At 63.9% G+C, this 17,105-nt stretch carries 25 protein-coding genes; 16 read left to right on the forward strand and 9 right to left on the reverse strand.

The genetic code is table 11. The features are described from left to right. Positions 1-7: 7 nt before the first annotated feature. From radA to AX725_RS00555, 16 genes are all read left to right on the forward strand, one after another. Positions 8-1,387 (forward strand): DNA repair protein RadA, encoded by a 1,380-nt coding sequence (gene radA / locus AX725_RS00480; RefSeq protein WP_060979893.1) that lies wholly within the window; start codon positions 8-10, stop codon positions 1,385-1,387. Positions 1,388-1,398: 11 nt separating this feature from the next. Next, entirely contained in the window at positions 1,399-1,902 is a 504-nt protein-coding gene (locus AX725_RS00485; protein ID WP_060979894.1) for a CvpA family protein, read from the forward strand. A 20-nt stretch (positions 1,903-1,922) separates the two neighbouring features. Further along, a complete protein-coding gene (locus AX725_RS00490) occupies positions 1,923-2,357 on the forward strand; it encodes an iron-sulfur cluster assembly scaffold protein (RefSeq protein WP_060979910.1) in 435 nt (144 codons plus the stop codon). Positions 2,358-2,360: 3 nt separating this feature from the next. Beyond that, on the forward strand, positions 2,361-4,151 hold the full coding sequence (locus AX725_RS00495; RefSeq protein WP_060979895.1) for a monovalent cation:proton antiporter-2 (CPA2) family protein: 1,791 nt from the start codon (positions 2,361-2,363) through the stop codon (positions 4,149-4,151). 74 nt (positions 4,152-4,225) lie between these two features. After that, positions 4,226-4,504 carry a hypothetical protein gene (locus AX725_RS00500; RefSeq protein WP_060979896.1) on the forward strand — a complete coding sequence of 93 codons (279 nt, stop codon included), beginning with the start codon at positions 4,226-4,228 and terminating at the stop codon, positions 4,502-4,504. Positions 4,505-4,626: 122 nt separating this feature from the next. Then, complete coding sequence (gene secA, locus AX725_RS00505; RefSeq protein WP_060979897.1) at positions 4,627-7,350, forward strand: preprotein translocase subunit SecA; 2,724 nt, start codon at positions 4,627-4,629, stop codon at positions 7,348-7,350. A gap of 6 nt (positions 7,351-7,356) precedes the next feature. Further along, positions 7,357-8,109, forward strand: coding sequence for a sulfite exporter TauE/SafE family protein (locus tag AX725_RS00510; protein ID WP_060979898.1), 753 nt, complete (start codon positions 7,357-7,359; stop codon positions 8,107-8,109). Positions 8,110-8,166: 57 nt separating this feature from the next. Next, positions 8,167-8,424, forward strand: coding sequence for a type II toxin-antitoxin system Phd/YefM family antitoxin (locus tag AX725_RS00515; protein WP_060979899.1), 258 nt, complete (start codon positions 8,167-8,169; stop codon positions 8,422-8,424). Beyond that, the gene (locus AX725_RS00520; RefSeq protein ID WP_060979900.1) at positions 8,421-8,804 is read left to right on the forward strand and encodes a type II toxin-antitoxin system VapC family toxin; all 384 of its coding nucleotides are present in this window, start codon (positions 8,421-8,423) and stop codon (positions 8,802-8,804) included. The genes AX725_RS00515 and AX725_RS00520 overlap by 4 nt, the downstream gene beginning before the upstream one ends. Positions 8,805-8,944: 140 nt before the next feature. After that, positions 8,945-9,373 carry an endonuclease domain-containing protein gene (locus tag AX725_RS00525; RefSeq protein WP_082736285.1) on the forward strand — a complete coding sequence of 143 codons (429 nt, stop codon included), beginning with the start codon at positions 8,945-8,947 and terminating at the stop codon, positions 9,371-9,373. Then, positions 9,373-9,717 (forward strand): hypothetical protein, encoded by a 345-nt coding sequence (locus AX725_RS00530; protein ID WP_066112743.1) that lies wholly within the window; start codon positions 9,373-9,375, stop codon positions 9,715-9,717. The genes AX725_RS00525 and AX725_RS00530 overlap by 1 nt, the downstream gene beginning before the upstream one ends. A gap of 259 nt (positions 9,718-9,976) precedes the next feature. Further along, positions 9,977-10,405 carry a hypothetical protein gene (locus AX725_RS00535; protein ID WP_066112741.1) on the forward strand — a complete coding sequence of 143 codons (429 nt, stop codon included), beginning with the start codon at positions 9,977-9,979 and terminating at the stop codon, positions 10,403-10,405. 413 nt (positions 10,406-10,818) lie between these two features. Then, positions 10,819-11,316, forward strand: a complete 498-nt coding sequence (locus tag AX725_RS00540) for a hypothetical protein (protein ID WP_066114873.1) — start codon at positions 10,819-10,821, stop codon at positions 11,314-11,316. Beyond that, entirely contained in the window at positions 11,309-11,572 is a 264-nt protein-coding gene (locus tag AX725_RS00545) for a hypothetical protein (RefSeq protein ID WP_066114876.1), read from the forward strand. The genes AX725_RS00540 and AX725_RS00545 overlap by 8 nt, the downstream gene beginning before the upstream one ends. Next, positions 11,562-11,798 carry a hypothetical protein gene (locus AX725_RS00550; protein ID WP_066114878.1) on the forward strand — a complete coding sequence of 79 codons (237 nt, stop codon included), beginning with the start codon at positions 11,562-11,564 and terminating at the stop codon, positions 11,796-11,798. The genes AX725_RS00545 and AX725_RS00550 overlap by 11 nt, the downstream gene beginning before the upstream one ends. Next, complete coding sequence (locus AX725_RS00555; RefSeq protein WP_066114881.1) at positions 11,788-12,048, forward strand: hypothetical protein; 261 nt, start codon at positions 11,788-11,790, stop codon at positions 12,046-12,048. The genes AX725_RS00550 and AX725_RS00555 overlap by 11 nt, the downstream gene beginning before the upstream one ends. A gap of 415 nt (positions 12,049-12,463) precedes the next feature. Here the strand turns inward: AX725_RS00555 and AX725_RS00560 are convergent, their stop codons facing one another. From AX725_RS00560 to AX725_RS00595, 9 genes are all read right to left on the reverse strand, one after another. After that, entirely contained in the window at positions 12,464-12,856 is a 393-nt protein-coding gene (locus AX725_RS00560; protein ID WP_066114884.1) for a hypothetical protein, read from the reverse strand. A gap of 184 nt (positions 12,857-13,040) precedes the next feature. Next, positions 13,041-13,307: a Pam3-gp28 family putative phage holin gene (locus AX725_RS00565; protein ID WP_066114886.1), complete on the reverse strand. Its 267-nt coding sequence runs from the start codon at positions 13,305-13,307 to the stop codon at positions 13,041-13,043. Positions 13,308-13,336: 29 nt separating this feature from the next. Further along, positions 13,337-13,858 (reverse strand): glycoside hydrolase family 108 protein, encoded by a 522-nt coding sequence (locus tag AX725_RS00570; protein ID WP_066114888.1) that lies wholly within the window; start codon positions 13,856-13,858, stop codon positions 13,337-13,339. A gap of 68 nt (positions 13,859-13,926) precedes the next feature. Continuing rightward, positions 13,927-14,127 (reverse strand): hypothetical protein, encoded by a 201-nt coding sequence (locus AX725_RS00575; RefSeq protein ID WP_066114890.1) that lies wholly within the window; start codon positions 14,125-14,127, stop codon positions 13,927-13,929. After that, on the reverse strand, positions 14,124-15,287 hold the full coding sequence (locus AX725_RS00580) for a helix-turn-helix domain-containing protein (RefSeq protein WP_082737521.1): 1,164 nt from the start codon (positions 15,285-15,287) through the stop codon (positions 14,124-14,126). The genes AX725_RS00575 and AX725_RS00580 overlap by 4 nt, the downstream gene beginning before the upstream one ends. Further along, positions 15,277-15,414, reverse strand: coding sequence for a hypothetical protein (locus AX725_RS20765; protein WP_156442073.1), 138 nt, complete (start codon positions 15,412-15,414; stop codon positions 15,277-15,279). The genes AX725_RS00580 and AX725_RS20765 overlap by 11 nt, the downstream gene beginning before the upstream one ends. Beyond that, a complete protein-coding gene (locus tag AX725_RS00585; RefSeq protein ID WP_066114892.1) occupies positions 15,411-15,602 on the reverse strand; it encodes a hypothetical protein in 192 nt (63 codons plus the stop codon). Before AX725_RS00585 ends, AX725_RS20765 begins: the two co-directional genes overlap by 4 nt. Next, complete coding sequence (locus AX725_RS00590) at positions 15,599-15,853, reverse strand: hypothetical protein (RefSeq protein ID WP_066114894.1); 255 nt, start codon at positions 15,851-15,853, stop codon at positions 15,599-15,601. The genes AX725_RS00585 and AX725_RS00590 overlap by 4 nt, the downstream gene beginning before the upstream one ends. Beyond that, positions 15,850-17,052: a tail fiber domain-containing protein gene (locus tag AX725_RS00595; protein WP_066114898.1), complete on the reverse strand. Its 1,203-nt coding sequence runs from the start codon at positions 17,050-17,052 to the stop codon at positions 15,850-15,852. Before AX725_RS00595 ends, AX725_RS00590 begins: the two co-directional genes overlap by 4 nt. Positions 17,053-17,105: the final 53 nt, after the last annotated feature.

Below are 17,105 nucleotides of genomic sequence, written 5' to 3' on the forward strand. Positions count from 1 at the left end.
GCGTGCCATGGCAAAGCCGCGCAAAACCTATGTCTGCCAGGCCTGTGGCAGCGTCTCCAACCGCTGGCAGGGCCAGTGCCCCGATTGCGGCGAGTGGAACACGCTGAGCGAGCAGGCCGCGCCGACGGCCTTTTCGGCGCGGCACGACCTGCAGACCGGCGGGCAGCGCATCCAGCTCGCCCGGCTCGACGCTGCGGTCGAGCTGCCGCCGCGCATCTCGACCGGCATTGCCGAGTTCGATCGCGCGCTGGGCGGCGGGCTGGTGGCGGGATCGGCAACGCTGATGGGCGGCGATCCGGGCATCGGCAAGTCGACCTTGCTGCTCCAGGCCTCGGCCAATATGGCGCGGGCAGGCCATGCGATCGTCTATATCAGCGGCGAGGAAGCGGCGGATCAGGTGCGGCTGCGCGCGCTGCGGCTGGGCCTTGCCGATGCGCCGATCGATCTCGCCTCGGCGACATCGGTGCGCGACATTCTGACCACGCTGCGCGGCCTGGAATCGCCGGTGATGCTGGTGATCGATTCGATCCAGACGATGCACAGCGACCTGATCGAAGGCGCGCCGGGCACGGTCAGCCAGGTGCGCGCCTCGGCGCAGGAACTGATCCGCTATGCCAAGGACAGCGGCTGCGCGGTGATCCTGGTCGGCCATGTCACCAAGGATGGCACGATTGCAGGCCCCCGCGTGCTCGAGCATATGGTCGACACCGTAATGAGCTTCGAGGGCGAGCGCAGCCACCAGTATCGCATCCTGCGCTCGATCAAGAACCGCTTCGGCGCGACCGACGAGATCGGTGTGTTCGCGATGGAGGAGGCGGGTCTGTCCGAGGTGGGCAACCCGTCGAGCCTGTTCCTCAGCGACCGCGATGCGCAGATGCCGGGCACGTCGGTCTTCCCGGCGCTGGAGGGCACGCGGCCGGTGCTGGTCGAGATCCAGGCGCTGACCGTACGCCTGTCGAGTGGGGCGACGCCGCGCCGTGCGGTGGTCGGCTGGGATTCGGGACGGCTGGCGATGGTGCTGGCGGTGCTCGAGGCGCGCTGCGGGCTGAGCTTCTCGACCGCGGAAGTCTATCTCAATGTAGCGGGCGGCTATCGGCTGTCCGATCCGGCGGCGGATATGGCGGTGGCGGCGGCGCTGGTCTCGGCACTGTCCGAACGGCCATTGGGCTCGGGCACGATCGTGTTCGGCGAACTCGCGCTGTCGGGCGAGCTGCGCCCCGTCGCGCATTCCGGGCTGCGGCTGCGCGAAGCGGCGAAGCTCGGCTTCGAAAAGGCGCTGGTGCCCGCCAGCGTGACGGCGAAGGCGTCGGGCGATACCGGCGGAATGCGGCTCAGTTCCTATGCGCGGCTGGCAAATCTCGTTGACCAACTGCTGGGCCGCAACTAGCGGTTCGCCTCATGACCGCATTCGATGTCCTTGTCCTCACGCTGCTTGCGGGCGGCGCGATTCTGGGTTTCCTCAACGGCTTCGTCTATGCGGCGATCTCGCTCATCGCCTGGGTGGCGGGCATCTTCGCGCTGCGGCTGTTCCATGCGCCGGTCACCGCGCTGCTCAAGGAGCCGGTGGGCAATGATGCGGGCGCGGCGGCGCTCGCGTTGGTCGGCATTTACCTCAGCGTCTATCTGATCGGAAAGCTGATCGCGACCTCGCTGCGCAGCCGCACGCGCAAATCGGTGCTGGGGCCGATCGACCGGGTGCTCGGCTTCGGTTTCGGCGCGGTCAAGGGGCTGATCCTGGCGACCCTGGCCTATCTGCTCGTCACCATGCTGCACGGCATCGTCTGGCCGAACGAGGGCCAGCCCGAATGGATCACCGACAGCCGCACCTATCCGCTGCTCAATGCCAGCGGCACCGCTCTGGTCGATCTCTACGACTATCAGCAGACGCTCGGCGATGAGTGAGCCGCGCCGCCGGGGCCGCCATGGCTGAGGTGCTGTATACGCCTGCCATCCTCGCGCTCGCGGTGTCGCTCGCCGATCATCCGCTGACCGACGATCTGCCGCACCGCGCCGAACTGCGATCGCAGAGCTGCGGATCGGTGGTGAAATTGGGGCTGGCGCTTGATGGGGACCGGCGGGTCGAACGCTTCGGCGTGCAGGCGACCGCCTGTGCACTCGGCCAGGCCTCGACAGCGATCCTCGCAGCGCATGTCGCGGGGCAAGGCAGGGACGCGCTGGGGGCGGCGCGCGACGATCTGGCGGCGTTTCTGGCGGGCGAACGAAGCGATCCCGGCACGTGGCCGGGGATCGAGCATCTCACCTCCGCCTTGCCCTATCCGGCGCGGCACGGTTCGATTATGCTGCCCTGGCGCGCGACGGTCGCCGCGCTCGAAACATCGGCCCGAACGGACACCTGAACCATGGAACATGGCGGCGATATCTTCCTGTCGGGCACGGTGCTGCTCGCCGCTGCGCTCGCTTTCGTGCTGCTGTTCCGCAGGCTCGGGCTCGGCGCAGTGCTCGGCTATCTGGTCGGCGGCATCATCATCGGGCCGCAGGTGCTCGGGCTGGTCGCCGATCCCGAATTGATCGTCGGTTTCGCCGAAATCGGCATCGTTTTGCTGCTGTTCCTGGTCGGGCTCGAACTCGCCCCGGCGCGGCTGTGGCAATTGAAGCGCGACATATTCGGGCTGGGCTTGTCGCAGGTCGTGGTGTGCGGGCTGGTGCTTGCCGGGTTCGTCTTCCTCGTCACCGGCTCGACCTGGGGCGCGGCATTGGGGCTCGGCCTGCCGCTCGCCTTGTCTTCGACCGCGCAGGTGCTGCCGCTGCTGCAATCGCAGGGGCGATTGAACACCCCCACCGGCGAGCGCGCCTTCTCGATCCTGCTGTTCCAGGACCTGTCGATCGTCCCGCTGCTGACGATCATCGCCGCGCTGTCGCGCGCGCCGCAGACCGGGCCGCAGACGCCGGGCTGGCTGCTCGCGCTCTATGCGGTCGCGGCGATCGCCGGGCTGGTCCTCGCCGGGCGTTATGGCCTCGCGCCTTTGCTCAAGCTGATCGGCAAGGTGGCCGAACGCGAGCTGTTCATCGTCGCCGGGCTGTTCGCGGTGTTCGGCAGCGCCGCGCTGATGCACAGCATCGGGATTTCGGCAGCCCTGGGTGCGTTCATCGCGGGGGTGATGCTGGCGGATTCGCCCTTCCGGCATGAGCTTGAGGCGGATATCGATCCGTTCCGCTCGATCCTGCTCGGGCTGTTCTTCCTCGGCGTCGGCATGATGCTCGATATCGGCGTGATCATGGCCGATCCGCTGTTCGTCGTCGCGATGGCGCTGGCGTTGGTGGCGATCAAGGTCGCGATCATCTTCGGCATCGCCAAGGCGTTCGGCATGGAAAATCGCGCCGCGTTCGTGCTCGGCCTGCTGCTCAGCCAGGGCGGCGAATTCGCCTTCGTGCTGTTCGCCGAGGCGCAGGCGGCGCTGCTGATCGAACCCGCCGCCGCCAGCCGTTTCGGTGCGATCGTCACCTTGTCGATGGCGACCACGCCCTTCCTGATGCTCACCACCCGGCTGTTCGGCGGGGTGCGCGGGTCGGGCACCGAGGACATGGTCGATCCCGAACAGGCGCGCCAGTCGAACGCGATCGTCATCGGCCATGGCCGGTTCGGCCAGGCGGTAGCCCAGATCTTCGCTGGAGCAAGCATCTCGGTGACGCTGATCGACATCAACCCTGATCAAATCCGCCTCAGCGGCGAATTCGGCCGCAAGGTCTTCTATGGCGATGGCACCCGCATCGACCTGCTGCGCCGGGCAGGCGCGGAAGGCGCAGGCGCGCTGCTGTTCTGCATGGACGACAAGAATTTCGGACCTGATCAGATCGAACCGATCGCGCATGCCTTTCCAGACGCGAAGATTTTCGTGCGCGCCAACGACCGTCGCCAGCTGCTCGCATTAAAGCACGCACCGATCGCGGCGGCGCAGCGCGAGCTGTTCGAATCCTCGGTCAAGCTGGCGCATACCGCGCTGCTGCGCACAGGGATCGACCCCATCGTCGCCGACCGCGTGGTCGAGGAATTCCGCCGGAGAGACTGCGAACGGCTGGAACTCCAGATGGAGGCCGGCAGTATGAGGGCGGGAATGCACCTGAGCTTCGGCGCGGTGGATTCGGAGGCCTTCGACCCGCAGGCGCTCGATCCGCAGGCCGAACAGGCATGACCGTCCGTGCAAGACCATGGACGAATGGCCTGCCATTGCCTATGTAACCGCCTGAACAGGATGACGTGCTCCCAGTGAAACTGCTTCTTGCCCTGCTTGCGCTGTTGACCGGATTTTCGGTGAGCGATGGCGTGCGCCTGGCCGATCCGGCCCTGGCGCAGGGCAATGGCGTGGTTCGCGACTCGCAGATTCTGGCCGAGGACTGCCAGGTCGCGATCAGTGCCGCAGTGCTGCTCGTCGTGACGCTCCTGCCGCTGATCATCGCCTTGCGGCCGAGCCAGCACCGCCTGATTGCGCGCACCATCCGTGTCGCGCCGCTTACCGTCCATCGTTCGGACCGGCTGCTCCAATAAGCTGCAATCCGGCGCGTCTTTCGATGCGTCTTCAGCCCCTGTCCTGACCGGGGCCGGCCAGACACGTGTGCCTGTGCCTGGCATTCGACCGTTTCTCCCAAGTTTTCCAAGGAATTATCGCCATGCTGGGCGCCATTGCCAAATCGCTTTTCGGCTCTGCCAACGACCGCTACGTCAAGGGCCTGCTCAAGATCGTCGACAAGATCAACGCCTTCGAGCCGCAGATCTCCCCCATGTCCGACGAGGAACTGCGCGACCAGACGCTCAAGTTCCGCGCGCGCCTTGAAGCGGGCGAGACGCTCGACGACATCCTGCCCGAGGCTTTTGCCACCGTCCGCGAAGCCTCGATCCGTACGCTTGGCATGCGCCATTTCGACGTCCAGATGGTCGGCGGCATCGTGCTCCACCGCGGCGAGATTGCCGAAATGCGCACCGGCGAGGGAAAGACGCTGGTGGCAACGCTCGCCTGTTACCTCAATGCGATCGAGCGCAAGGGCGTCCACGTCGTCACGGTGAACGACTATCTCGCTGCGCGCGACGCCGAATGGATGGGCCAGGTCTATCGCTTCCTGGGGCTCACAACCGGCGTGATCGTGCCCAATCTCAACGAGACGCAGCGGCGTGAGGCTTATGCCGCCGACATCACCTATGCGACCAACAACGAGCTCGGCTTCGATTACCTCCGCGACAACATGAAGCACGAGCGCAGCCAGATGGTGCAGCGCCCGTACAATTTCGCGGTGGTCGACGAGGTGGACTCGATCCTGATCGACGAGGCGCGCACCCCGCTGATCATCTCCGGCCCGACCGACGACAAGTCCGAAATGTACATCGCGGTCAACGCGATCGTGCTCAAGCTCGACGAGGCGGATTACGAGAAGGACGAGAAGTCGCGTTCGGTGATCCTGACCGAGGACGGAACCGAGAAGGCCGAGCGGCTGCTCGAGGAAGCCGGCCTGCTCACCGGCAGCAACCTGTACGATGTCGAGAACACGCAGATCGTCCATCACCTCGATCAGGCGCTCAAGGCCAATGTGATGTTCAAGCGCGACATCGATTATATCGTCAAGGACGACCAGATCGTCATCATCGACGAATTTACCGGGCGCATGATGGACGGGCGCCGCTGGTCGAACGGCCTGCACCAGGCGGTCGAGGCCAAGGAAGGCGTGCAGATCAAGCCCGAGAACCAGACGCTCGCCTCGATCACCTTCCAGAACTATTTCCGCATGTATCCCAAGCTGTCGGGCATGACCGGGACGGCGGCGACCGAAGCGGCGGAATTCTTCGACATCTACAAGATGAACGTGGTCACCATTCCGACCAACAACCCGATCCGCCGCATCGACGAGGAGGACGAGTTCTACAAGAACACGACCGACAAGTTCCAGGCGATCGCCAAGGCGATCCGCGAGAAATACGAGACCGGCCAGCCGGTGCTGGTCGGCACGGTGTCGATCGAAAAGTCGGAAATGCTCTCCGAATTCCTGAACAAGGAAGGCGTAAAGCACAGCGTACTCAACGCGCGCTTCCACGAGCAGGAAGCGCATATCGTGGCGCAGGCGGGCCGTCTGGGCGCGGTGACCATCGCCACCAACATGGCGGGCCGCGGAACAGACATTCAGCTTGGCGGCAATGTCGAATTCCGCATCGACGACGAACTGCGTGACATGCCCGAGGGACCGGAGCGCGATGCCGCGATCGAACGGATCAAGGCGGAAGTCGCCGCCGAAAAGCAGCAGGTGCTCGATGCCGGCGGCCTGTTCGTGCTGGGCACCGAGCGGCACGAAAGCCGCCGCATCGACAACCAGCTGCGCGGCCGTTCGGGCCGTCAGGGCGACCCCGGCCTTTCGCGCTTCTATCTCTGCCTCGAAGACGACCTGCTGCGCATCTTCGGACCAGATACCCTGTTCTCGCGGATGATGAAGAACAACCTGGCCGATGGCGAGGCGATCGGCTCCAAATGGCTGTCCAAGGCGATCGAGACCGCGCAGAAAAAGGTCGAGGCACGCAACTACGACATCCGCAAGCAGGTCGTCGAATATGACGACGTGATGAACGACCAGCGCAAGGTGATCTACGAACAGCGTTCGGAGATCATGGACGCCGAGGCGGTCGACGATGTCGTCGCCGACATGCGCGCCGACACGGTCAACGCGATCGTCGGCGAAGCCTGCCCGCCGGGCAGCTATCCCGAGCAGTGGAATGTCGCGCAGCTCAAGGCGCGCGTCTCCGAGGTGTTCGGGCTGGAACCCGACATCGACGCCTGGCTGCAGGAAGATGCGGTCGATCCCGAAATGCTCGAGCAGCGCATCCGCGAGATGGCCGAGGCCAAGGTGGAGGCCAAGGCGAGCGAGATCGAGACCGGCATGTGGCGCTCGATCGAGAAATCGGTGCTGCTGCAGAGCCTCGACCATCACTGGAAGGAGCATCTGGCGACGCTCGATGCGCTGCGCCAGGTCGTGTTCCTGCGCGCCTATGCGCAGAAGACGCCGATCAACGAATACAAGAGCGAGGCGTTCGGCCTGTTCGAGCGCATGCTCGAGGTGATCCGCGAGGACGTGACCGGCACGATCATGAATTTGGAAATCCGCGAACCGGAAGTGCCCGCATTGCCCGAGCTGCCCGATTTCCTGACCACCCATTTCGATCCGTTTACTGGCGAGGATAACAGCGCGGATATCGACGGCGGCACCTTGGGTACCGTCACCGCCACGCTGCCGCCGCGCCAGTCGCCGCTGCCTGAGGCCCCGGTCGATCTGGTCAGCAGCGAGATCAGCCGCAATGCCCCGTGCCCGTGCGGATCGGGCCGCAAGTACAAGCACTGCCACGGCAAGGCTGCCTGAGCCGTCATGTGGGGGCTGGCTGCCGGCTTCGCGCTGACGGCTCTGCTCTATGCGTCGGTCGGCTTTGGTGGTGGATCGACCTATAATGCGCTGCTGGTGCTCGCCGGGACAGACTATAAGCTGCTCCCGGCGATCGCTTTGGTGTGCAACCTGATCGTGGTGACCGGCGGTACCTTTCGCTTTGCGCGGGCAGGGCAGGTACCGTGGAAGCTGCTCTGGCCGATCCTGCTGCTGTCGGCGCCCTGTGCCTGGGCGGGCGGGCGGCTGCCGGTGGACAAGCCGCTGTTCGTCGCGCTGCTGGGCTCGGCGCTGCTGGTCGCCGGGCTGCTGATGCTGTTCCAGCGCGAGCCGGGGCAGGGCACCGCGCCGCGCTCGCAGCTCAACTGGGGCAGCGTTCCGATCGGCATGGGCGTCGGATTTTTCAGCGGCATTGTCGGCATCGGCGGCGGGATATTCCTGGCACCTGTGCTGCACCTGTTGCGCTGGGCGAGCGCGCGCCAGATCGCGGCCAGCGCCAGCGTGTTCATTCTGGTCAACTCGCTCGCCGGCCTTGCCGGGCAGTTGATGAAAGCGGATGCTGCCGCGACCCCGGCTGCGATCCTGGCCTATTGGCCGCTATTCATATCCGTGCTGATCGGCGGGCAGATCGGCAGCCTGGCCGGCGTGAAGCTGCTCCCACAAAAGCTGATCCGCATCGGTACGGCAGTACTGATCCTCTACGTCGCGGGGCAACTGCTCTGGCAGCGGTTCGGGGTTTAGGATTGATTTGGACCATCTTTTGGTCTAAAATTCGGGTGTCGATCTGGGAGATTTTCCATGGACGTGTCCGTATCCGACGCGAAAGCGCAGCTCACCGATCTCGTCAGGCGGGCTCAGGCGGGCGAAGAGGTCGTGCTGACCCGGCACGGACAAGCCGTTGTACGGATCGTGCCAGTAGCTCCGGTAACCACTGCCGCAGCCCGAAAGAAGGTGCTCGAAACGGTCCGCAGGGCTGTTGCGGGCAAGTCCCGCCCTGGTGCCGTAGCCGCGCGCAGCCAGGACTATCTCTATGGCGATGACGGCCTGCCGCGTTGATCGCTGTCGACACCTCGGCGCTGATGGCGATCTTGCTGGACGAGGATTCAGCGTCGGCCTGTGCCGAATGTCTCGCGTCCGATCAGCCGCTGATCATGTCTGCAGCGACATTGTCAGAAGCGCTGATCGTCGCTGGAGGGCGAAATCTCGGACCGGAAATGGCGCAGATGGTGTCGGGGCTGGGGATCGAGATTGTCGCGGTGACAGAGGATTTCGCCAAGCGCGTCGCCGCAAGCTACTCACGATGGGGCAAGGGCATCCACCCCGCATCGCTCAATTTCGGAGACTGCTTTGCCTATCAGCTGGCGAAGGACCGAGAATGCGGACTTCTCTATGTCGGGAATGATTTTGCGAAAACGGATATCGCGTCAGCGATCTGACAAAAGGCTGGCTCCCCGAGTAGAAAACGGGGTTTTGTGGGAAATCAGGGGTTTGGCGTTGACCAACCGCCCCTAGCGCCCAACGGAATCCTGCGGCGTCCCAGCGATAGTTTGTCCAACCTTTTTGCGCGCTGGGCCGCATGACCATGCGCGCAGCATCCTGCTTTTCCGGCATCGGAGCGAAGGCCTGCGCTCGCTGTAAGGCCAGCAAGGCTGAGAGTGCATTCCAGCGCCGTGGTGATAAGCTTCAAAGCTGGTGCCGGGAGTGCATGAACGAATATCGCCGCGAGAAAGGCTACCGGGGACGCAAGCCGCCTGCCGAGCAGAAGCGCGCATGGCAGATCAAGACGCGCTACGGCCTGACCCCCGCTGACGTTGACCGCATGGTTGCCGAGCAAGGCGGGGTGTGTGCCATCTGCACCGGCCCCATGGAACGCCCCTGCATCGATCACTGCCACACTACCGGCAAGGTTCGGGGCATCCTCTGCCATCGCTGCAATGTCCGGCTCTCAGCCATTGATGACCTTGCCTATCGCACCGCTGCAATCGCTTATCTGGAGAGGTCGTAATGGCTACGATCACCCCGAACGAACACGGCGTCTACCCGGCCACCGAAAGCCTCACACTGCCCCGCGAGCAAAAGGGCTGGCGCGGATGCCCTATAGCCGAGATCGAGTTCTGCAACACTGGCGAGCAATGGCTGTGGGCAACTGCGTTCCAGCTGATGCAGGGAGACTGCCACGGCAGATCGGCGCCGCTGACCATGCACAGGGCCGCACCGACCCGCGCCGATGCCCTTGCCCTCGCGATCGCAGATCTTCGCAGCGCCATGGAGCGCAAGGACAGCCGGGACGCCAATGCAATTCTGGAATGGCTGACCAGCCTCAACCCAGCACAGATGGAGATGTTCTGATGTCCCCCCGCCTCAAGGGAGCCGCAGCATGAAGCCCCTTATAGCAATCTGCTCGCCTCGCCCGCGCCCAAGTGTCCAAAAGGGCGCGAAGGGCAATCAGTGGTGGTCGCGCGATGTTTATCACTTGCAGGGATCGGACGGCAAGACTGCGTGCGGACGTGATGCGTCGGACTGGCTTGTAATTGGCCCGATTGGTGCGCTGGACCACAACTGTTGTCAACGCTGCGCATCTGGTCGGGGAGCCGCATAGGAGATTGTAATGGACAACTTTGCCTTCAATATGATCTGCACAGGCAAAAAGACGCTGGCCGATGCTATCGCGCTGGCCTTCGCCGGGTCCGGGCACAAAGCTGCCGTGGGCTATGTGATCCGCGCTGGCCATGAGGCCTTTACGCACGAGGCATACCGCCATCTCGACAAGCCCAAGCGCCCGGATCGGATCATCTTCCTTTGGTCTGATTACGAAAAAAAGGAGGGCTACGTCGCTTTTCCATTCAAAATGGATGCTTTCGGCTGCGCAGATTTCGCGGCGCGTTGGCTCGACGAGTGCGCCTATGGCCGCGAGCCTGACCACGATGGTGACAACGAGAAGGGCTGGCGGGTCTATAACGAAAGCTGGGGGCATGTCGAAGACCTGCACTCGGCAATCATCGCGGTTGCGCCCGCTTGGGCCTGTTACGGAAAGTGAACCCCATGACCAGAGGGAGCCGCAGCATGACCCATACCCAGGACAGCGCCCCGAGGGTCATTTACGTTGGCAGTGTCGGGGGCGAATGCGTCTGCGGTTGCTCGCCTTGCACCGGCTTGGACTGCGGCCCGTATCTCCCCGGTCAGGCTCCACGTCACCGGAGCGCGCCACCCAAGGCAGCGCATGAGCTTGCCGCAATCCGCTCCCGCGCATGGGCTACTCGGCGCGCAAAATATGGTGAGAGGGGGCATCGATGAGCGAGGCCAAGGACAACAAAGAACGGTTGTGCCGCGACTGTGCCGACCTTGGGCCATGCAGCCGCGATACTGGCGCGCACCCGGATGACCCGGCTTGCACAGCATTTATCGCATGGAACTCCCCCCGCGCCACCCTCTCCAAGATCGGAGGCGGCGATGGAAACGGGTGAACAGATGGCGCTGGTCGAGCATCTGCAGAACCAAGCGCGCGAATATTCAGGGGGGATCACAATGGCCGATACTGGCGCGAACACCCCATCTGCGTTCGTGATCGGCTCGCCCATCAGGCCGCTGCTGAAAATCCACAATGACGGCACGGTCGAGGCCGATATCGCGGACATGCCGGAAGCCGCGAAGGTGCTTGCCGAACACGTCCAGATGCACATGCAGCAATGGGCGGAGGCCCACCGCGCCGCCGAACGCGCCACCCTGCAAGCCACCGTTGAGCGCCAGGCGGCGGAGATTGCTCGGCTGAGGGGCGTGTTAGAAGCTATCGAAGCTGGCACTATACCCCGTCCGGTTGAGACGCCGTGGTTTCCAGACGGCAGACCATCCAAGCACGATCGCTGCAAACACGATGCTTGGATGTATCAGGCGTGTGAGGGATGCACCGACGCATTCATCCGCCAAGCACTAGGAGATCACAATGGTTGAACAGACTGACCAGCGCCTGACCATCGAAAAGATGCTGTCAGACCGTAGGCAGCAATTGGCCTCGTGCGAGCGAATGCTTGAGCTTTTGCAGCCCGAGTGGGACCGCTTTGAAGCGCGCACCGGACACGATACCTACGTTGCCCGCGACTATGCCGACCACACCAGCGCGGCCCTCAAGCATCGGAAAGAAATTGCGGCCCTTGAATGGGCGCTCGCAGCCGCAACAGATCACATGGAGACACGCAATGCAGGATGAACTGACCAATGAGATCGCGCGGGTTCTAGTCGCAACACAGGCTGCGACAGTCGAGAACAGGGCGCGCGCACTGCGCCCCCTCATCGCCCGCGAGGTGGCAACCCACCTGACCGACGCCGCCGAATATCTCGACGGCTATTCGGGTGGCCACCACATGGCCCAATCGTGTGCCCAGGTTCTTCGGAAACGGGCAGATGCTATCAGGAGTGCTGACAATGCAGGATGACCTTCGCCACGAACTCTGCCGCCTGATCGAAGCGTATCAGCCCGAGATTGACACCCTGACAGGTATTCCGCTGGGCAGCCGGATTGAGGCCTTCGCCGACACGATCCTCCCCCTAATCGCCCGCGAGGTAGCGGCGCAGAAGGAGAGGGATGCACAGGTGGCGGATGAGGCAGCAAAGGGGTGCATGGAATGGGACGACGCGACAGACGTTGCCACTTCCATCGCCGCAGCTATCAGGAGTGCAGGATGACCCCCAAACAGATCGACGCCCTCGCCATGGTCCGGGCTATCTCGGCTGCTATCGGGGGTGAGGGGTGATGCGAGGGCCTGACCCGATCAAGGTGGGGAACTTCATGTTCATCATCTTCCCGCTCTGCATGTTGCTGACATTCGCCGTCAGCACTTGCGCTTTGGAGATCGACGATAGATCGCCAATGCTGAGCGCAGGCGATGCATCCTGACAGCCTTAGAACACCCCTAGCCACTTCCCCCGAGCCCGCGCCTTGTTCGCATTCTTCTCACAGGCAGACACGATGTGCAGGATATCCGCCGTGCGCCCGTTGCTCTTGTCGAGCTGGCCAGATTGCTCGATCCCGAACGCCATCCATGCGCGTGCGTCCATGCCGGTGGGCAGCGGTGCGCCGGGGATCGGCTCGCGCCAGCTATCAGGGATGAACTGAGAACACTCGGCAGGCGGGCTGGTCACGAGTGTGCTGCATCCCGCAAATGGCGCGACGAGCGGCAGCATCAGCGTCAACGTCCGTTTGCGCATCTGCGACTTCCTTCTTTCCGATGATGACGATCCGGTCTGTCCCTGCGTCCCGTTCCTGCGCCTCTTGCAGCGTGTCCAGAGCCTCGCCCGCTGTCTTGGTGCCCGCCTGCGCCGATCGCTCGTCCTGGCGGCTCTGCGCGGCCTCCTGACGGCTGCATGATGCGTAGTTCAGGGCAAGCACGACGCAGACGCCAAGCACGATCAGAATAACGATGCGGACGATCCAGAGATGCGGCACAATATCGTCCAGCTTGCTGCCGACACCGCTTGCGATTAACTTGCCCATGGGTTATACTCCGACAATCACGCGGCGGCGTGGGGGATCGCGCCCCCATCGTTTTCTAGAGACGCAAATGGCGGTGGCCCGGTCGGTATTCGTAATCCGGCTCGCGTGTTCTCAAAACCCCGAAAGGGGCTGGCGGGTTGATCGCCGCCAGTGACCGCCACCTCTGCTCCGCACGTGGCGGTTTTCATTTCCTCACCACCTGCGCAATCGAGTCCGGCGCGAACTGTGCGGTTGCGATCAGCTTCTGCTTGGCGGTGTAGGTCTTCCAGATGCCCCAGACCATCGGCACAGCGACGGTAGCGAGCGCGGTCAGGGCTTGCAGGGTCACGTCGTCAATCCACCCCTTGCCGAGCGCGAACGCGCCGCCCGCTGCCACCAGATAGCGCAGCAGGGTGCTGATCTGACCTTCAAGGGTGTTGTCGGTCACGATGATGGGGGTCTGCTCTGCCATTGTCCTTGTCCTTTCGTCTTGGGGAATTGTCATGCAATCATGGTCTTGGCGACGCGGCGAACGTCATCGACGCGCCTGCGCCAGCCCTTGCCGAACGTTGGCCAGATGCGCAGCGAGCGCATGAACGCCAGCCGGTCATCACAGAGCTGGTCGATCACAGCAGCCGGGTCTTTGGAGCGCGTGGCGGAAAGCGTGTTCGGCCCGATCTGGCCATCCTGCGCGACACCGACCACCTTTTGCAGATAGCGAGCGGCGCGGCTCACCCCGCTATTCACGGCGAAATCGAACACGGCATAGTTGATGCCCGGCGGCAGGTCGTCGCCACGCACCCTGTCCCAAAAGTCGCGGCGGTAGATCGCGGTCAGCTCTGCGTCGGTGATGAAGCGAACCGAGCGCGGTTCCTTGCCCTGCCGAGCGCGCCAGCCGTTATAGGTCGCCTGCGTCACCCCCTTCATGGTCGCGCCGCCGGGGTCTTTGGGGTGGTCAATGAACCCGCCCTCGTGCACCAGAACCTTCTTGAGGATCGCGGGGAAGGGGTCAGCGGTGGGCATGGGCTCGATCCTTGGCGGGTGTTGCCGTATGAGCGTCGAAGCAACCGCCTGAACAATGCTGGGGATTTTCATATCTTTCGCTCCATCATGCGCCCGATCAGGGACACCCACGGCCCCAGGTCACTAACCACATCGCCCCGCCGGATTTGACGGGCGATCCGCTCCAGCGAGGTGGCAAAGGCGTCTGCGTAATCGGGGATTTCGTGGTCAGCGCCGAACGGGTCATCGTCCCGCACCCGGAAAAGGCCCGCCTGTTCTTCGGTAATCATGCTGCCTCCAACATCTCGGGGGTGACCGTCGAGGATCCGACCTCCCCGTATTGGCTGTGGTAGGTGATCGAGGTGATCGCGCGCTCTGACCACCACCCGCCGCGCGCCGCATAGGCATCGCGCGCTGCCAGCGTCGGATGCTGGATAACCCGCGCGCCCGCGTGCTCCTTGTCTTCCTTGTGGTGCCGATGGCCGGTGTGGATATAGACCTTGGGACAGCGCCCCCACGCCTCGCGGAACTGCGCCGCGAACAGTGCTGGCAACTGGTCGTTCTTGCGCAAATGCCCATGGTGGAAGCCGAGCAAGGTCTTGCCCCACTCGAACACATAGTAGGGCAGCTCGCTGTCATTGACGCAGACGCGCGGCTCGTTCTCGAACAGCACGCCGAACAGCTTGCGAAGCCAGAGCGAGGAAGCAACATCGTGGTTGCCCTCGCAGATCAGAAGCTTGACGCTCCGGTGCTTTTGCAGCGCCAGCGATACCAGTTGGCGGATAAGCCGGATCGCAACATCCACCACCTTGCCGAACCGGCTATCGGCGTCGAGCACATGGCCATGCGAGGGGGTGACCGGGATCAATCCATCCCAATGCAGGAAATCCCCCTGGATGTTGACCACTGCCGTATCGGCCGCAGGGGATTGCGCGACCATTGCCTGCATCGCGCTGATGCCCATGGTCTCCGCGATCTTTACGTCCCAATCCGCGCCGCCCTCGCGATGATAGGCGAGCATCCCGACATGGTAATCGGTGAAGGTGTAAAGGGTCAGCAGATGCTTGAGCGTCAGTCGTGGCGGCGCTTCGGGCGTGACCGGCGTGATGTTCTTGGCCATCGCCTCCACCGCCGCGGCCAGGGCTTCCTGCGCCCGCGCCTGGTCAGGGTGCTGCCGCTCCCATACCCGCTCTACGTTGCCATCGGCGCCCCGCTGGACCGTCACCTTGCCCATCTGGTAGCCAGGGGCTACACCGTGCTCGAAATGCCCCGGCGCATACCCTCGGCGGGCGGCGTTGGCTTCCACGCGGCGCATTGCGTGCGACAGGGCGCTATGGTCAACGCCAAGCACCGCAGCAGCGGGCCGCATACCACCATGCTCGTTGATGGCGTCGATATAGGCCGCCTGCTTGTCGGTCGCGTATTCTTTCAGCTTGGGGTCAATCTGCACGAGCCATCCTTGCTGTTGCGTATCCGGTCAGGAACGCGGCCAATGTCACCGCCCCGAAGGTCGGCTTCGCTACGCCTGCCAGCCAAATCAGGGTCAGCGCCCCGATGATGGCCAGCGGGCGGGTCATTCTGCCGGCGGCTTGCGGCCCAGCCAGCCTTGCACTGTGCGGGTCTCGTAAATGCGGATCGCGGTCCAAACGATGGTCACAATCGCAGCGATGGAAGGCAGCATGGAGGTGAGCGTCCCCAAGAGGGTGGCGATGGAGAGCGCATCAATGCCGTGCTTGATGCCATCGGAGATGTGGTCGCTGGTCATGCGGTCAGGGCCTTTATGCTGCGGTGCAAGCCGTTGACCCTCATTGTCAGCGTTGCGATCTGGTCAGCGAGCTTCGTATCGTGCGCGATCATCCGTTCGACCAGATAGCGCTGAGCGTGCGGCATTGCCTCAAGCTCGGCCTGTCGCTGTTCGGGCGTCATCGCCATCGCCGCTTGGCGGCGAGCCTGTCGCTCGGCGGCGCGCTGGGCTTCCTCGGCCTCCCGTTCGGCGCGGTATTGCTCGTAGGTCATGCCGCCGCCTCCAATGCCGCCACGCGGGCGCGCAGCGATTTGAGCTCTGCGATCATGTGAGCCATGATTTCCGGGGCGCTGTAAGCGAGCGCCTGCATCTCCGCGCCGTCCTTCTCGCCGGTCGCTACCGGGGTTTCGCAGACTTCTTGCACCTCATGCGCGATCAGGCCGATGAAGGTGTCGCCGCCGTTCTTCCACGTGCCGCGCACCGGGTTGAGCGCGTCGATGAACGCGCCCGAGCCGGTCAGCGGCTCCAGGTTCTCCTTGAGGCGATAGTCGGAGCTGGTGTTGTAGGCGGTCGCGGTCGTGGTGACCGAGATGCTGCCGACCTCCGTGCCCTGTCGGCGGAGCGAGATAACCGAGCCGTCCGTGGTCAGCCGGTTGAAATAGCCCGCGAAGGTCGAGACGCTGGTGCCGTAGAAGGTGCCGCTGGGGTGCATTTCCACGCCCTGCACCGTGCCGTCCGATGCGGTCTTGCCGCCGAGCAGCGGGCCGGTCGGGTCGATCCTGAAACGCACGACATTCGAGGTTCCGAACAGGATCGGCTTTGCGCCGAGCGTGTTGAACTTGATCTCGGCGACGGGTTCCGCCTCGAGCAGGATCTGGTCTGCGGTGGCGAACACATAGCCGCGGTTCGTGCTGGCTGTGCGGAAAGCGACGACCGCCCCCTCGACGCCATCGATCTGGACCGCCGTGCGGTTGGTCGCAGAATAAGCCGATGTCGTTGCGCCGCCGAGCAGGAAGTTGTTCGCACCTACAAACGCGAGCCGGAGCGCGCCGCCTGTCGCGACGCCGAACGCGTTGGCTCCGATCCGGTAAACGCCGGTGTCCTGGTCCGCAGAGAAGCGCAGGGCCGGGGCGCTGGCCGTGCCGTCGGAGATAAGCCCCGCACCGATGCCGAGCACGACGTCCTGATAGTCGGTAATGAGCTCCGAAAGCAGGTTCTGATTGGTGATGTCGAGCCCGCGAATGGGGACGATCTGATAGGGCGCGCCGCTGAGATTGCCGCCGACGCGCGGGCGCCCCAGCGTAATCGAGGTATTGCTGTTGACGGACAGAATCTCGAAAGAACCGTGCTCGTCGAGAAACTCGACGGCCATGCCCGGCCTGACATTCTCGTTCCACTCGGTCCCAACACCGGTCAGCGCGGTGCTGCCGCTGTTGATGCTGATCGTGCCGGTATTGTAAAACGCGACCATTGCTTTCGCTCCTAGGTAATCTGTTCAGTGCTAATCAGGGTCACAGACTGGGG

This window comes from Blastomonas sp. CCH9-A1, assembly GCF_001557175.1.
In the GTDB taxonomy this organism is placed as follows: domain Bacteria; phylum Pseudomonadota; class Alphaproteobacteria; order Sphingomonadales; family Sphingomonadaceae; genus Blastomonas; species Blastomonas delafieldii_A.